14 protein-coding genes are annotated in these 15,357 nt (G+C 68.5%); 6 read left to right on the forward strand and 8 right to left on the reverse strand.

Features of this window, described 5'->3' with window-relative positions:
* Positions 1-3: 3 nt before the first annotated feature.
* The 7 genes from gcvT to ACT9AS_RS12355 form a co-directional block, all read right to left on the reverse strand.
* Positions 4-1,125: a glycine cleavage system aminomethyltransferase GcvT gene (gcvT, locus tag ACT9AS_RS12325; RefSeq protein ID WP_445100449.1), complete on the reverse strand. Its 1,122-nt coding sequence runs from the start codon at positions 1,123-1,125 to the stop codon at positions 4-6.
* A 74-nt stretch (positions 1,126-1,199) separates the two neighbouring features.
* Complete coding sequence (locus ACT9AS_RS12330) at positions 1,200-1,640, reverse strand: NfeD family protein (RefSeq protein WP_445100450.1); 441 nt, start codon at positions 1,638-1,640, stop codon at positions 1,200-1,202.
* Positions 1,641-1,642: 2 nt separating this feature from the next.
* A complete protein-coding gene (locus ACT9AS_RS12335; protein ID WP_445100451.1) occupies positions 1,643-2,581 on the reverse strand; it encodes an SPFH domain-containing protein in 939 nt (312 codons plus the stop codon).
* A gap of 88 nt (positions 2,582-2,669) precedes the next feature.
* A complete protein-coding gene (locus tag ACT9AS_RS12340) occupies positions 2,670-3,641 on the reverse strand; it encodes a hypothetical protein (protein ID WP_445100452.1) in 972 nt (323 codons plus the stop codon).
* Between the two features lie 26 nt (positions 3,642-3,667).
* On the reverse strand, positions 3,668-5,902 hold the full coding sequence (locus ACT9AS_RS12345; RefSeq protein WP_445100453.1) for a TonB-dependent hemoglobin/transferrin/lactoferrin family receptor: 2,235 nt from the start codon (positions 5,900-5,902) through the stop codon (positions 3,668-3,670).
* A gap of 111 nt (positions 5,903-6,013) precedes the next feature.
* Positions 6,014-6,220: a hemin uptake protein HemP gene (hemP, locus tag ACT9AS_RS12350; RefSeq protein WP_445100454.1), complete on the reverse strand. Its 207-nt coding sequence runs from the start codon at positions 6,218-6,220 to the stop codon at positions 6,014-6,016.
* A gap of 81 nt (positions 6,221-6,301) precedes the next feature.
* Positions 6,302-7,270, reverse strand: a complete 969-nt coding sequence (locus tag ACT9AS_RS12355; RefSeq protein ID WP_445100455.1) for an aldo/keto reductase — start codon at positions 7,268-7,270, stop codon at positions 6,302-6,304.
* Positions 7,271-7,584: 314 nt separating this feature from the next.
* Here ACT9AS_RS12355 and ACT9AS_RS12360 point away from each other — a divergent pair, with 314 nt between their 5' ends.
* The 6 genes from ACT9AS_RS12360 (at position 7,585) to metK (ending at position 14,128) form a co-directional block, all read left to right on the forward strand.
* Positions 7,585-8,178, forward strand: coding sequence for a TMEM165/GDT1 family protein (locus tag ACT9AS_RS12360; RefSeq protein ID WP_445100456.1), 594 nt, complete (start codon positions 7,585-7,587; stop codon positions 8,176-8,178).
* Positions 8,179-8,229: 51 nt separating this feature from the next.
* Positions 8,230-9,366, forward strand: coding sequence for a diguanylate cyclase domain-containing protein (locus ACT9AS_RS12365; protein WP_445100457.1), 1,137 nt, complete (start codon positions 8,230-8,232; stop codon positions 9,364-9,366).
* 129 nt (positions 9,367-9,495) lie between these two features.
* Positions 9,496-10,776, forward strand: a complete 1,281-nt coding sequence (locus tag ACT9AS_RS12370) for a nucleoside permease (RefSeq protein ID WP_445100458.1) — start codon at positions 9,496-9,498, stop codon at positions 10,774-10,776.
* A gap of 13 nt (positions 10,777-10,789) precedes the next feature.
* A complete protein-coding gene (locus ACT9AS_RS12375; RefSeq protein ID WP_445100459.1) occupies positions 10,790-11,746 on the forward strand; it encodes a PfkB family carbohydrate kinase in 957 nt (318 codons plus the stop codon).
* A gap of 24 nt (positions 11,747-11,770) precedes the next feature.
* A complete protein-coding gene (gene dusB, locus ACT9AS_RS12380; protein WP_445100460.1) occupies positions 11,771-12,769 on the forward strand; it encodes a tRNA dihydrouridine synthase DusB in 999 nt (332 codons plus the stop codon).
* 123 nt (positions 12,770-12,892) lie between these two features.
* Complete coding sequence (gene metK, locus ACT9AS_RS12385; RefSeq protein WP_445100461.1) at positions 12,893-14,128, forward strand: methionine adenosyltransferase; 1,236 nt, start codon at positions 12,893-12,895, stop codon at positions 14,126-14,128.
* Positions 14,129-14,309: 181 nt separating this feature from the next.
* Here metK and ACT9AS_RS12390 read toward each other — a convergent pair whose 3' ends face one another.
* Positions 14,310-15,299 (reverse strand): GSU2403 family nucleotidyltransferase fold protein, encoded by a 990-nt coding sequence (locus ACT9AS_RS12390; RefSeq protein WP_445100462.1) that lies wholly within the window; start codon positions 15,297-15,299, stop codon positions 14,310-14,312.
* Between the last annotated feature and the right edge of the window lie 58 nt (positions 15,300-15,357).

Consider the following 15,357-nt stretch of genomic DNA (forward strand, 5'->3'; position numbering starts at 1 on the left):
GTCTCAGACCAGCACGCCGTCCTGCGCCTGGCCGTCGCGCACGAACGGGAACTTGACCACCCGCACCGGCACTTCCTTGCCGCGGATGTCGACCCGGACGTTGCCCTCGCTGCCCGGCGCAATGGCACCGGCCGGCACCCGCGCGAAAGCGATCGCCTTGCCCAGGGTCGGCGAAAACGTGCCCGACAGGATCTCGCCGTCGCCGTTCGCGGTCAGCACCTTCTGGCCGTGGCGCAGCACGCCCTTGTCGTCCATCACCAGCGCGATCAGCTGCCGAGGCGCGCCGGCGCTCTTCTGCTGTTCAAGCACGTCGCGGCCGATGAAGTCGCGGCCCTCGTCGAGCGCGACGGTCCAGCCAAGCGCGGCCTCGTACGGCGACACGGTGTCGTCCATGTCCTGGCCATACAGGTTCATGCCGGCTTCCAGCCTCAGGGTGTCGCGGGCGCCGAGTCCGGCCGGCTTCACCCCGGCACCGAGCAACGCGTCCCACAGCGCGACGGTCTTGTCCTGCGGCACCACGATCTCGAAACCGTCCTCGCCGGTATAGCCGGTGCGGGCAATGAACAGTTCGGTGTCGTCGGCCAGCTTCGCGGTGCGCGCCGCGAACTTGCCGAGCTTGCCCACGCGCTCGCGGTCGTCCGCGTGCAGCAGGCCGAGTACCTTGTCGCGCGCATTCGGGCCCTGCACCGCGATCATCCCGAAGTCGGGACGCTCGCTGACGCTGACGTCGAACTCCCCGGCCTGCTCGTTGATCCAGGCCAGGTCCTTCTCGCGGGTGGCGGCGTTGACCACCAGACGGAAGAAGTCCTCGGCCAGGAAGTAGATGATCAGGTCGTCGATGACGCCGCCCTGCGGATTCAGCATGCAGGTGTACAGCGCCTTGCCCGGCTTCTGCAGCTTGTCGACCGAGTTGGCGACCAGCTTGCGCAGGAACTCGCGGACGCGCGCGCCCTGCAGGTCGACCACGGTCATGTGGCTGACGTCGAACATGCCGGCGTCCTTGCGCACCACGTGGTGCTCGTCGATCTGCGAGCCGTAGTGGATCGGCATGTCCCAGCCGCCGAAGTCGACCATCTTGGCGCCGAGGGCGCGATGGCTGTCGTTGAGGATGGTCTTCTGGGTCATGGCGGCGCCGTTCCGTGGGAGGAAACCGCCATTATCCCAGAAGCGCGCGGGCGGCGGGCCCGCACGCGGTTGCCTCAGGCGGCCTCGACCCGCAGCGTGGTGCCGTCGATCGCGACCACCCTGACCCGGGTGCCGATCGCCAGGTCGGGACCGCTGGCGGTCCAGAAGGCGTCTCCGATCTTGAGCCGACCGCGGCCATCGACGATCGCGCTCTCCAGCGGGTAGACGTGGCCGACCAGTTGCGCAGCGCGGCGGTTCAGCAGCGGCTGGTCGCTGGCGGACACCGGGTTACGCTTCTTGTACTGCCAGCCGGCGCCAACCGCGATCAGCGCCAGCACCGCGAACAGCATCCACTGCGCGCTGGCCGACATCGGCACCGCGAGGTCGATCAACGCTGTGCCCAGCGCGGCGAAGCCCAGCCAGAGCATGAAGCTGCCCGGCAGCACCGCCTCGGCGGCGAACAGCGCCAGCGCCACGCCCCACCAGAACCACGGCGACTGCATGATCGCGGCCATGCTCAGGCCCTCGGCGGCAGGGTCGCGCCGGCCTTGTCCTGCACTGCCTTGGCCAGTTCGGCGATGCCGGCCAGCGAGCCGAGCACGCCGGTGGTCTCCATCGGCAGCATCAGCAGCTTCTGGTTCGGCGAGGCGGCGAAGTCCTTCAGCGCCTCGACGTACTTCTGGGCGACGAAGTAGTTGATCGCCTGCACGTCGCCCTGGGCGATCGCGGTCGAGACCATCTCGGTCGCCTTGGCCTCGGCCTCGGCCAGGCGCTCGCGGGCTTCGGCCTCGCGGAACGAGGCCTCGCGTTCACCTTCGGCTTCGAGGATCGCCGACTGCTTCTCGCCCTCGGCGCGCAGGATCGCGGCCTGGCGGAAGCCCTCGGCTTCGAGGATGTTGGCGCGCTTCTCGCGCTCGGCCTTCATCTGCTTGGCCATCGCGTCGATCAGGTCGCGCGGCGGCTGGATGTCCTTGAGCTCGATGCGGTTGACCTTGACACCCCACGGGTGGGTGGCGAGGTCGACGGCGACCAGCACCTTGGCGTTGATCTCGTCGCGCTTGGACAGCGACTCGTCGAGTGCCATCGAGCCGATCGAGGTGCGGATGTTGGTCATCACCAGGTTGATGATGGCGACCTCCAGCTGCGCCACCTCGTAGGCCGCCTTGGCCGCGTCGAGCACCTGGAAGAACACGATGCCGTCGACCTTGACCACCGCGTTGTCCATGGTGATCACGTCCTGCCCGGGGACCTCCATGACCTGTTCCATCATGTTGATCTTGCGGCCGATGCCATCGACCCACGGCACGATGAACGCCAGTCCCGGCGTCAGCGTGTGGGTGTAGCGGCCGAAGCGCTCGACCGTCCATTCGAAGCCCTGCGGCACCACCCTCACCGCCTTGAGCACGGTGATGACCGCGAACAGCAGCAACACGCCAACGAAGATTTCCGTACCCATCGTCATTCCCCTGTCTGGATCAGTCGATCATAGCGGCTGGAGACCGGGTTTCGACGCCCTTCGATGAAGGGCGCCATGGAACGGGCGGCTAGTGGATATGGGTCGCCGGCGCGGCTTCTCTCGCGGCTGGCGGCGTGTCCGCCGGGTCGCTGAACGGCCCGTCGCGCAACTCCAGTGCCTGGCGGCGCACCCATTCGGTGACATGCGGGTGCGGCACCAGGCCACGGCCGTCGGAGCGGTACTGCAGGCCTTCGAGCACCTCTTCATACGGCCCGAAACCCTGCACGCGATACGGCACCACGATCGCGACGCCGTCCTCCGCGGTGGCGCGCTCGACGAACGCACGGACCTCGCGGATCGCCGCCTCGCGCTTGTCCGGCCAGTCCTCGCGCAGGCTCATCACCTCGACCCGGCGCAGCGGCAGCACCTTGCGTACGGCATCGGCGCGGTCGTCGATATTGGCCAGCCAGCGCCGGTTCTCGGCGTCATCACCCGGGCCGTGGGCGAGGATCAGCAGGTCCTCGTGGCCCGGTTCGCTACTCAGTTCGCGCACCCGCTTGACCAGCACCTCGCCCATCTCCGGCGCTTCCGACAGCCCCTGCGTGCTCATCGCGAACACCGCATCGGTGTCGAGCTGCCAGAACTCCATGCTCATGCCGTGGTGGCCGGCATGTTCATCGGCGGGCACATCCGATCGTTCCGGTGCCCCCGGCATGATGCCGAGGATCTGCCCGGTGCGCTCGTACCAGCTCTCGCCGCTGACGAACAGCCGCACCACGCCGATCCGCTCGACACCGCGCGCCTCCAGCGCATCGACGCTTTGCTGCAGGCTGGCGGCGTCGGCCATGCCCCAGGCGATCTCCATTGGAAACTCCTGTTGCAACGGCGCCAACGTGTCGGCGACCTCGCGTTCCCAGCTGTCGATGCCGCCGTGGGCCATCAGCAGTACGCCGAAGTCGCCTTCGGTACCCGCCACCGGCGGCGCCATGTCGCGCGGCGTCGCGCACGCCGCGAGCAGCGAGAAGCCCACCACCATTGCGATCGTTTTCAGTTGTTTCATGCCGGTCTCCATCGTCAGGACAGGAATCACCAGGACACCGCGAGGCTGACGCCCACGTTGCGGCCCGGACGGGTGTAGCGGTCGAGCACCGCGCTGTCGGCGGCCACGCCGGGGACGTCGGCCCAGTCCCAGTATTTGCGGTCGGCGAGGTTGAACACGCCGGCGTTGAGCGTCGCCCCCGGTGCGAAATCCCAGTGCGCCAGCAGGTCGGCCACGCCGTAACCCGGCGCCGCGAAATCCGCCGGATCCGCCAGCCGGGTCTTGCCGGCGGCGAAGCGGCCATGCAACGACACGCCCCAATCCTGAGCGTCGTAGGCCAGGCCGATACTGGCGCGGGCCGGATCGACCGAGTTCAGCGGCTGGTCGGACGTGAGGTCCTGGCCGCGTTGCCAGGATGCCGCGCCACGCAGCGACCAGCCCTGCAACGCTTCGCTCCAGCCATCGAGCTCGACCCCGGCCTGCAGTTCCACGCCGTAGATCTCCGCCTCGGCGACATTGCGTGACTGGAACATCACCAAAGGCGTTTCCGGCGGCCGGCTGACCATGACGGTCGACTCGATGAAGTCGTCGTAACGGTTGTAGAAGCCGGCCAGGCCGAAATAGGCGCTGCGACCGGAATGGCGCAGGCCAAGCTCGACACCGTCGCTGGTTTCCGGACGCAGGTCGGGGTTGGGAATGGCGGCGTAACCGAACTGCAGGTTGGTGAATCCCAGGTTGACGTCGCTGTAGGGCGGCGAGCGGAACCCGCGGGCGTAACTGGCGTAGGTCGACCAGTCGTCGTTGACATGCCAGACCGCGCCGAGCTTCGGCGAGACGTTGCTTTCGGTGATTTCGGCCGACTGCATGGTCGGGTTGTCCTCGGCGAAGATCGGGTCGTCCTGCGGCTCAAGCGCGTAATAGTCGACGCGCACGCCCGGCAGCAGGGTCAGCCTGCCGTTGGCCAGCGTGATCTCGTCCTGCACGAACACCGCCGCGTTGTCGATCCGGCTGCGCGGGAAATCGCGCACCGGGAACACGTCCGGCATCACCACGTTGCTCGATGCCCCGGTCAGCAGGTCGACGGCGCGGCCGTCGCGCTTCTGCGCCAGGTCGGTGCGGCTGACCTCCGCGCCCCAGGTCAGCACGTGCCCGACGTTGCCGGTGGCGAAGGACTTGTGCGCCTCGACTTCCAATCCGTGGACGCGCTGGTCGAAGTTGAACTCGCGCTCGCGCCGTTGCGGCCTCCCGCCGGCGATGCGCTCCTCGACGGTGTCCTGGGTGGTTTCGCTGTCCTGCCGGTAGGCCCGCCAGGTCAGCGAATCGGCGAGGCTGCCGTCGAGGCCGGACAACTCGTGTTCCAGCGACACCCGCGCGCGCGTCTGCAGGTCGTCGCCGGTCATCAGCAACGTGGTGCCGCGCGTGGATGGCTGGAACCCGAGCATGTGCAGCACGTCGGTCGTGCTGCGGTCCTCGTTGCCTTCCACGGTCAAGGTGAACTGCTGCGCGGCGTCGGGTGCGTACACCAGCTTGGACAGCAGGCTGCGGCCGTCACGCGATTGCGGGTTGGGCGCGGTGCGGGTGTCGTCGCGGGATTCGTTGTCGCCGCGGTTCCCCGTCTCGCGGCCCTGCCGGTGGGTGACCACCGCCATGCCCGACCAGCGCTCGCCGCCGAAGGCCGCCGTGGCGCCGCCGGACAGGCCCTGCCAGTCGCTCTGGTAGCCGAGTTTGAAACCAAGGTAGGCGTCCTTGCCCGGGGCCAGGTAATCGGCCGGGTCCTTGGTCACGAAGCTCACCACGCCACCGAGCGCGTCCGAGCCGTACAGCGCGCTGGCCGGCCCGCGCACCACTTCGGCACGCTTGAGGGTGTCCATGTCGACGAAGTTGCGGTTGGCGTCGGAGTAGCTGCCGATCGCGAATGCGTCTGAGATGGCGATGCCGTCGGTCTCGATCCGGACGCGGTTGCCGTCAAGCCCGCGGATGCGGATGTCGCCGATGCCGAACCGGCCGAACCCGGAGGTCACCGACACGCCGGGCATGTAGCGGAACAGGTCCTTCAGGTCGCGGACCAGGGTCCGGTCCATCTGCTCGCGATCGACCACGTCGACCGTGGCCGGCACGTCCTTGATGGCCTGCTCGGTACGGGTCGCGGTGACGGTGATCTGCTCGAGGTCGTGGGCGGCCCGCGCGGGGGCGGCGGCCACGGCAGCCACCTGGGCCGCAGCGGGCGTCGGCAGGGCGAGCGGCACCAGCGCCAGCAGCGTGGCGCGGGAGAGAACATTCATTCGCATCTTGGTTCACTTCCGGAAAAGTCGAGCCGTCCGAAACCCTGCCCGGGCATCGGGGCGCGACTGTGCGTGGGATGACCCGGGAACGCTGCCGGCGGCAGCGCGGGTTTACTTGGTGAGGATCAGCTTGTCGTTGCGCGTGTGGCGCAAGCGATAGACCTCGCCGCCGTGGCGGATCAGCACCTCGCGGGTGCCGCCCAGCAACTTGGTGCTGTCGAACAGGGGCGAGGAAGGCAGCACCGGCGCCGACGGGCGTTCGGCGCGCAACCGCGGCGACAGGCGGAGGACGGTGTGGGAAGACGAGTGCATGGGCATGGCAGCGGCTCGATCAATGGGAATCATTGATGATAATGATTCTCATTTGCAGTGCAACCGCTCGCCAGGAACAGCGCCCCGTCAGCTCGCCGCCGCCCGCACCTTGTGCCAGCAGGCCTCGTCCAACTGCTCGACCAGTTCCAGCGCGCCGAGATTCTGCAGCAGTTGCTCCGGCCGGCTCGCGCCGAGGATCACGCTGGACACGTGCGGGTTGCGCAGGCACCAGGCGATCGCGAGCGGCGCCGGGGCGACGCCGAGGCTGTCGGCCAGCGCGGTGAATTTGCGGGTGCGCTGCAACCGTCGCTCGCTCTCGGTCCCGACGATCGTCTTGCGCAGGTGCGGCCCGAGCGCGCCGAAACGCGCATCCTCGCGCACACCGTCGTTGTGCTTGCCGGTCAACAGCCCCGAAGCCAGCGGCGAGAAGGTGGTGGTGCCCAGCCCGAACTCGGCGTACAGCGGCGCGTACTCCAGCTCGACCCGTTCGCGATGCAGCAGGTTGTACTGCGGCTGCTCCATCGTCGGCGCATGCAGGTTGTGGGCGCGGGCGACCTTGTGGGCGTCGCGGATCTGCGCGGCAGGCCACTCCGAGGTCCCCCAGTACAGCACCTTGCCCTGCCGGACCAGCGCGTCCATCGCCCAGACGGTCTCGGCGACCGGCGTATCCGGATCGGGGCGGTGGCAGTAATAGAGGTCGAGGTAGTCGACACGCAGCCGCTTGAGCGCGTCGTGGCAGGCATCGGTGACGTGCTTGCGCGACAGGCCCTTCTGGGTCGGTCGCGGCTCGCTGGCGGCGCCGAAGAACACCTTGCTCGACACGCAGAAGCCGTCGCGCGGCAAGCGCAGGTCGGCGATCACGTCGCCCATCATCGACTCGGCCGCGCCGTTGGCATAGCTCTCGGCGTTGTCGAAGAAGTTGATGCCGTTGTCCCAGGCCGCGGCGATCAGGTCGCGTGCGACGCCGCGGCCGATCTGGTTGCCGAAGGTCACCCACGCGCCGAACGACAAGGCGGACAGCTGCAGGCCGGATGAGCCGAGGCGTCGGTACTGCATGGGAAAACTCCGAGCGGGGATGGCTGCAGTGTACGACCGGCAACGCGCCCGGACGACGCGTTACAATGCCCGCGCTATTCCTCCGGGGAGTAGCCCGCCCGCGCCGCGCAATGCACCAACGCATCGGCCCGGGATCGTGCGTCAACATGCTTGGCCGACCGGCCATGGCGTACGGGGAGCCGCGTTCGACCGCGTTCCGGGCAAGACCGAAGGCAGGCGTCGTGCGAATGACCCTGGGGATCCGTCCCCGGGCCGGGCCGCACGCGTCGGCTTTCGTCGTCACCGCCCTGCCCGGCCCCGGAATCACGCACTCGATGGACATGTTCGATTTTTCCGCGCTGCCGCTGTCGGCCGCACTGATCTCGACGGGCACGGTCGCGCTGGCCGAAATCGGCGACAAGACCCAGTTGCTCGCCCTGTTGCTGGCCGCGCGCTACCGCAAGCCGTGGCCGATCATCGCCGGCATCCTCGTCGCCACCCTGCTCAACCACGCGCTGGCGGCCTGGTTCGGCAGCCTGGTCGCGCACTGGCTGCGGCCGGAGGTGCTGCGCTGGATCGTCGCCGCCAGCTTCCTCGCGGTGGCGCTGTGGACGCTCAAGCCCGACAGCCTCGACGACGACGGCCGCGCCCTGCCCGCGCGCGGCGCCTTCATCGCGACCACGATCGCGTTCTTCATCGCCGAGATCGGCGACAAGACCCAGGTCGCGACCGTGTTGCTGGCCGCCAAGTACTCGCCCTTGTGGGAAGTGATCGCCGGCACCACCGCCGGCATGCTGCTGGCGAACGTGCCGGTGGTCGCGCTGGGCAGCCGCTTCTCCGACCGGTTGCCGTTGAAGGCGGCGCGCCTCGTCGCCGCGGCGGTGTTCCTGCTGCTGGCGGCGTGGGTGGCCTGGCGCGGACTGGGCTGAGCACGGCGCCGACGCCCGCGCTATCCTGCCGCGGAGCGTACGGGGGAAGCGATGGAAGCCAGCCGCACTGTGCGGGAGAAGGTCGCGAGCCTGTTGGGACGGCCCGACGAAGTCCTGCTGGAGATCGGCGCCGGCGGCGAACTGCTGGTCGCCCGGTTGCGCGTCGTCATCGCCGCGCTGCTGCTGTTGCTGCCGCTGGCCAACGCGCTCACCGGCGGCAGCGTGCGCGAGACCCTGATCGGCCTGGGTGGCGCGATCGTCGTCAACCTGTTCGCCCAGATATGGCTGCAACTGGCGCGTCGGCGCCGGCGCTATCGCTGGCTGTCGTTCGCCACGGCCGCGTTCGATGTCAGCGCCACCACGGTGGTGCTGGGCGTGCTGGCCATGAACCACCTGCCGGCCGCGCTCAACAGCATGATCGTCTGGTGCTGCTACCTGCTCGCGATCATGTTGACCGCGTTGCGCAGCGACGGCCGCACCACCGTGTTCGCCGGCCTCCTGGCGCTGCTCGAGTACGGCCTGCTCAATGCCGCCGTGTTCGCATGGGTGAGCTCGCCGGAGCAGTTGATCTCCAGCGACTACGGTGCGGTAACCGTCGGCGGCCAGGTCCAGCGGATGGTGTTGCTGGCGATCGTCACCCTGATCACCGCGGTGGTGGTCTACCGGATGCAGCGGCTGGTCGAACTGTCGGGCACCGACGGGCTGACCCGCCTGCCCAACCGCACCTGGCTGCTGCACCGGATGCCGCGACTGCTCGAGGCCGCCGAGGAAGACGGCTGCAGCCTGAGCCTGGCGCTGATCGACCTGGACCACTTCCGGCGGATCAACGACGAGGCCGGCCACCATGCCGGCGACCGCGCGGTGCGCCACGTGGTCGCCGTGCTCAGGAGCATGGCCGATGCGGACGAATGGCTGGTGCGGCTGGGCAGCGAGGAGTTCGCGCTGGTGATGTCCAAGCCGGTCGGCACCGCGTGGGAACGGATCGACGCGATCCGGCGGATGCTCGCGCAGCATCCGTTCGACCCCGAGCGCGGCAACATGGACCCGGTCCGGATCACCTTCAGCGCCGGCATCGCCTCCAGCCCGACCGACGGCAACGACATGTCGCGGCTGCTGGCGCGCGCGGACCAGCGCCTGAAGATGGCCAAGCGCGAAGGCCGCAACCGGGTGATCGCCCGTGATGCCTGACCTGGCGATCCAGGGCCCCAGGGCGCCCGCGCTTCCCGGCCGGGCGATTTCGCTCTACGCTGCCGCGCAGCCCCCACCAACCGAAACCCTTGCGAATCCGGCATTCGCAACTACAGGAAGCCCCGCCCGGTGAACCTCAAACTCCGCCTGACCGTGATGAATTTCCTGCAGTTCTTCATCTGGGGGGCATGGCTGATCACCATCGGTCGCTACTGGTTCGAGAACCAGCAATGGTCGGGCACCAGCTTCGGCGCGATCTTCTCCACCATGGGCATCTCGGCATTGTTCATGCCCGCGCTGATGGGCGTGGTGGCCGACAAGTGGATCAACGCCGAGAAGCTGTACGGCGTGATGCACATCGGCGGCGCGGTGATGCTCGCGCTGGTGCCCGCGGTGGGCGACCCGGAAACCATGTTCTGGGTGATGCTGGTCAACATGCTGTTCTACATGCCGACGATCTCCCTGGCGATCGCGGTGGCCTACAACGCGCTCAAGGAAAGCGGCCAGGACGTGATCCGCGACTACCCGCCGATCCGGGTCTGGGGAACGATCGGCTTCATCGCCGCGATGTGGACGACCAGCCTGCTCAAGCTGGAAACCTCGCCCGGCCAGTTCTACGTCGCCGCCGCGGCCTCGCTGGTGCTCGGCTTGTACGCCTTCACCCTGCCGCGCTGCCCGCCGCGGCTGTCGCGCAGCGAGAGCCGCTCGCTGGTGGACGTGCTGGGGCTGACCTCGTTCCGCCTGTTCAAGAACCGCAACATGGCGGTGTTCTTCATCTTCGCCATGCTGCTGGGCGCGGCACTGCAACTGACCAACGCCTACGGCGGTGCGTTCCTCGGCGAGTTCAGCGGCGACCCGCGCTACGCCGATGCGATCGCGGTGAAGTATCCGGCGATCATCCTGTCGATCTCGCAGATCTCCGAAACGCTGTTCATCCTCACCATTCCCTTCTTCCTGCGCCGCTTCGGGATCAAGGCGGTGATGACCATGAGCATGGTCGCCTGGTTCCTGCGCTTCGGCCTGTTCGCCTACGGCGACCCGGGCGCCGGGCTGTGGATGATCATCCTGTCGTGCATCGTCTACGGCATGGCCTTCGACTTCTTCAACATCTCCGGTTCGCTGTTCGTCGAGCAGCAGGCCAACCCGAACATTCGCGCCAGCGCGCAGGGGCTGTTCATGCTGATGACCAACGGCATCGGCGCGATCCTCGGCAGCGCGATCAGCGGCTGGATGATCGACCGGTTCTTCACCGCCGCCGACGGCGGCAAGGACTGGCACGGCATCTGGCTGACCTTCGCCGTGTACGCGCTGGCGATGGCGATCGTGTTCGTGCCGCTGTTCCGGCACAAGCACGACCCCGACGCGGTCCGGCGCGCGCAGCAGCGCCCGGAAGGCGAACTGGTGCCGTGACCGGGGGGCGGGCATGAGCCGCGTCGTCGTCGTCGGCTCGTTCAACGTCGACCACGTCTGGACCACGGCGCAGCTTCCCCGTCCCGGCGAAACCCGCATCGGCGAGTACCGCACCGGGCCGGGCGGCAAGGGTTTCAACCAGGCCACCGCGGCGGCCCGCGCGGGTGCGGCGACCTCTTTCATCTGCGCCCTCGGCGATGACGCCGGCGGGCAGCTCGCCCGCGGTCTCGCGGGCGACGACGGCATCGAGCTGCGCGCCGATCAGGTGGACGCACCCACCGGCGCCGCCGGCATCTACGTCGACCACGCCGGCAACAACAGCATCGTGTTCGGCGCGGGCGCCAATGCCGCGCTGACGGCCGGCTTCATCCAGCGCAACGCCGATGCGCTGTCGGGTTCGGCGGTGGTGCTGGCGCAACTGGAGTCGCCGGTGGAGGCGATCGCCGCGGCATTCGGGCTGGCACGCGAATCCGGCGCGCTGACCGTGCTCAACCCGGCGCCCGCCGACGCGGACCTGCCCGCGTCCCTGCTGGCGCTGGGCGACGTGATCACTCCGAACGAATCCGAATTCTGCGCCCAGTTGATCCGCCACGCCGGCGAGACCTGCGAGCCCGACCAGGTCGCCACGCTCGACGACGCCACCCTGCATGGCCACTGCCGCCGCCTGCTGCCGCACGGCACCGTCGTCGTCACCCTCGGCGCGCAGGGCAGTTTCGTCTCGCACGCCCCATCGGCCCGTCACGGTGACGACCGCGCGTGCTATCGCGTCGCCGCCAGCCCCGCTCATCCGGTCGACACCACCGGCGCCGGCGACGCGTTCAATGGTGCGCTGGTCGCCTCGATCGCGCGCGAGCCGGGGCAGCCGTTCGCCCGCCACGTCGCCTTCGCCAGTCGCTACGCGGCCCGTTCGACCGAACGCGCCGGCGCCGCGGCGGCGATGCCGCACCTGGCCGAACTGACCGAGCACTGAGCCGCACCCGGGTAGAATCGCCCGATGCGGATCGGTCCACACACCATCGCCCCCAACGTGATCCTGGCCCCGATGGCCGGGGTCACCGACAAGCCGTTCCGGGTGCTGTGCAAGCGCCTGGGCGCGGGGCTGTGCGTGTCGGAGATGACCACCTCCGACCCGCGCTTCTGGACCACCGCCAAGTCGCGCCACCGGATGGACCACGCCGGTGAGCCGGCGCCGATCAGCGTACAGATCGCCGGGACCGTGCCTTCGATCATGGCCGACGCCGCGCGCCACAACGTCGACAACGGCGCGCAGATCATCGACATCAACATGGGCTGCCCGGCCAAGAAGGTCTGCAACGCCTGGGCGGGGTCGGCGTTGATGCGCGAGCCGGCCCTGGTCGCCGACATCCTCGACGCGGTGGTCAACGCCGTCGACGTGCCGGTGACGCTGAAGATCCGTACCGGCTGGGCCGCCGACCACCGCAACGCGCTGCAGATCGCGCGCATCGCCGAGTCCGCCGGCATCGCCGCGCTGGCCGTCCACGGCCGCACGCGCGACCAGCAGTACAAGGGCGTGGCCGAGTACGACACCATCGCCGAGGTCAAGGCGGCATTGTCGATCCCGGTGATGGCCAACGGCGACGTCGACTCAGCGCAGAAGGCCGAGGCGGTGCTGAAGCACACCGGCTGCGACGCGGTGCTGGTCGGCCGCGCCGCGCAGGGACGGCCATGGATCTTCCGCGAGATCGCCCATTACCTGGCGACCGGCGAGGTCCTGCCGGAACCGTCGCTGGCCGAGATCCGCGACATCCTGCTCGGCCACCTTGAACACCTGCACGGTTTCTACGGCGAGACCTCTGGCGTGCGCATCGCGCGCAAGCACCTGGGCTGGTATGCGAAGGACCGGCCGGAAAACCTGCATTTCCGAGCCGTGGTCAACCGCGCCGAGTCGGCTGAAGCGCAACTGCGCCTGACCCGCGACTACTTCGACGCGCTGGTCGCCGGGGTCGCTCCGGAACTGCCGGTCGCCGCCTGATCCCGCTACTGCGGCCAAGCGCTTAACCGAAGGCAAACCCGGAAGCCGGCACAATGCGCCACGCGCGCGTTGTCTGTATCATTCGCGCCCATCCTTTTATCCGAATGCAAGGATATAACCTCGATGTCCAGCTACCTGTTCACCTCCGAATCCGTCTCCGAAGGCCACCCGGACAAGATCGCCGACCAGATCTCCGACGCCGTGCTCGACGCGATCCTGACCCAGGACAAGCGCGCCCGCGTGGCCTGCGAGACCCTGGTGAAGACCGGTGCGGCGATCGTCGCCGGCGAGGTCACCACCACCGCGTGGGTCGACATCGAGGACCTCGCGCGCCGGGTCATCAACGACATCGGCTACGACCATTCGGGCGTCGGCTTCGACGGCCACACCTGCGCGATCATCAACATGCTCGGCAAGCAGTCGCCGGACATCGCCGCCGGCGTCGACGGCAGCCAGAAGAAGCAGAAGAAGCCGGAAGAGCAAGGCGCGGGCGACCAGGGCCTGATGTTCGGCTACGCCTGCAACGAGGCGCCGGAGTTCATGCCGGCGCCGATCTACTACAGCCACCGTCTGGTCGAGCAGCAGGCCAAGGTGCGCAAGAAGAAGAACTCGCCGCTGCCGTGGCTGCGCCCGGACGCCAAGAGCCAGGTCACCCTGCGCTACGACAACGACAACCAGATCGCCGGCATCGACGCGGTGGTGCTGTCGACCCAGCACGACCCGGGCATCAAGCAGAAGGACCTGATCGAAGGCGTGCGCGAGCACATCCTCAAGCCGGTGCTGCCGAAGGCGTGGCTGGACGCGCTGCCGAAGAACAAGATCCACATCAACCCGACCGGCATCTTCGTGATCGGCGGCCCGGTCGGCGACTGCGGCCTGACCGGCCGCAAGATCATCGTCGACACCTACGGCGGCATGGCCCGCCACGGCGGTGGCGCGTTCTCCGGCAAGGACCCGTCCAAGGTCGACCGCTCGGCCGCCTACGCCGCGCGCTACGTCGCCAAGAACGTGGTCGCCGCCGGCCTGGCCGACAAGTGCGAAGTGCAGCTGAGCTACGCGATCGGCGTGGCCGAGCCGACCTCGGTGTCGGTCACCACCTTCGGCACCGGCCACATCCCCGACGACAAGATCGAGAAGCTGATCCGCAAGCATTTCGACCTGCGCCCGTACGGCATCGTCAAGATGCTCGACCTGATCCACCCGATCTACCAGGCGACCGCCGCCTACGGCCACTTCGGCCGCAAGCCCAAGGACGTCAGCTACCTCGACGCCACCGGCCACAAGCACAGCGCGACCGCCTTCTCGTGGGAGAAGACCGACCGCGCCGACGAACTGCGCAAGGCGGCCAAGCTGAAGTAGCCCGCTTGTTCCCTCTCCCGCTTGCGGGGCGAGCCGGCACGCTTGCGAGCCACCGGCTCGCGTGCCGGCGAGCGCCTTCGCGCTGTGCGCGAGGGCCGGGGCGCGGAGCGGGGCCGGGGTGAGGGCGCTCGTGATTCACCGAAAACGGACCGCATCGCGGTCCGTTTTCCATTGAGCGCGCCTACCCGCGCAACTTCATTCCCTTCTCAAACTGCTGCACCACCCGCAACTGCTGCGTCGGTGCCTGCGCCAACGATGCGCGCGCGCGCTTGACCCATCCCGCCCCACGCTCGGCCAAGGCCTCCCACGCATCGACCAGCGCATGCGGCGCATGCGCCAGATGCCACTCGATCAACGCCAGCGCCTGCAAAATGTCCTTGCGATATTTCGGGTTCTTTGCCCCACGCTCGTGCGCAACGATCAACTTGTGCAGCCCATAGCGCGCCGGATCGGGCAGGTTGACCATCGCCGCATCGGCGCGACCGATCAGCACGCCCTGCCCCGGCGCCTCGATCAGGTAATCCATGAACTTGAGCGGGCTCAGCGCTACGCCCAGCTGCGGCGCTTGGACCTCCTTGCCGGCACGACGCACCACGGTCAGGAAATCGATCCGCAAATCCGGCTCGGTTTCGCTCACGTAGTGACTGGCGAGACCTTTGCTACCGCCCAGCGCCGGCAGGAAGCCCATCTGCAGCGACTCCAACGCATGGTGCGCGTTCGCCTCCAGATCGCCCGGCAAGGCCACCGCCATGTTGCCACCGGGTCCGGCATGGGCGAAGTCCAGATCCTGCGTGCGCGTACCGCTCCCCCACGCCACGCCCAACTGGTTGCCCATCGCCAGGAACGCATGGGTCCCGACCAGCAAGGCACCGGCGCGGAAGAACTGGTAGTCGGCCAGACGCTTGGCGATACGGAAATGCTTGGGCGGTGTGGCCACGCAACCGTGCGCGATGGCTGCCGCCGCCTGCCGCGCCACCGCGTCCAGTGCGGGCGCACCCTGCACCCGCGCGGCCTCGATTGCCGCGATCGCCGGCCCGTCCGGCCCCAGGTAATACTCGCGCTTGCGTCCGTCGATCTCCTTGAACGCCCAGTAGGCGTAGCGCGACCCCTTGACCATTTTGTAGGCGACCGTACCGGTCAGGAACGCTGGCGAGCGCGAGGCCTCGGCCACCTGCACCAATTCGTACAACTCGGCATAGGCGGTTTGCGCGGCGGCGGGGAGTTCTCGA

Source organism: Lysobacter sp. F60174L2, from assembly GCF_052547135.1.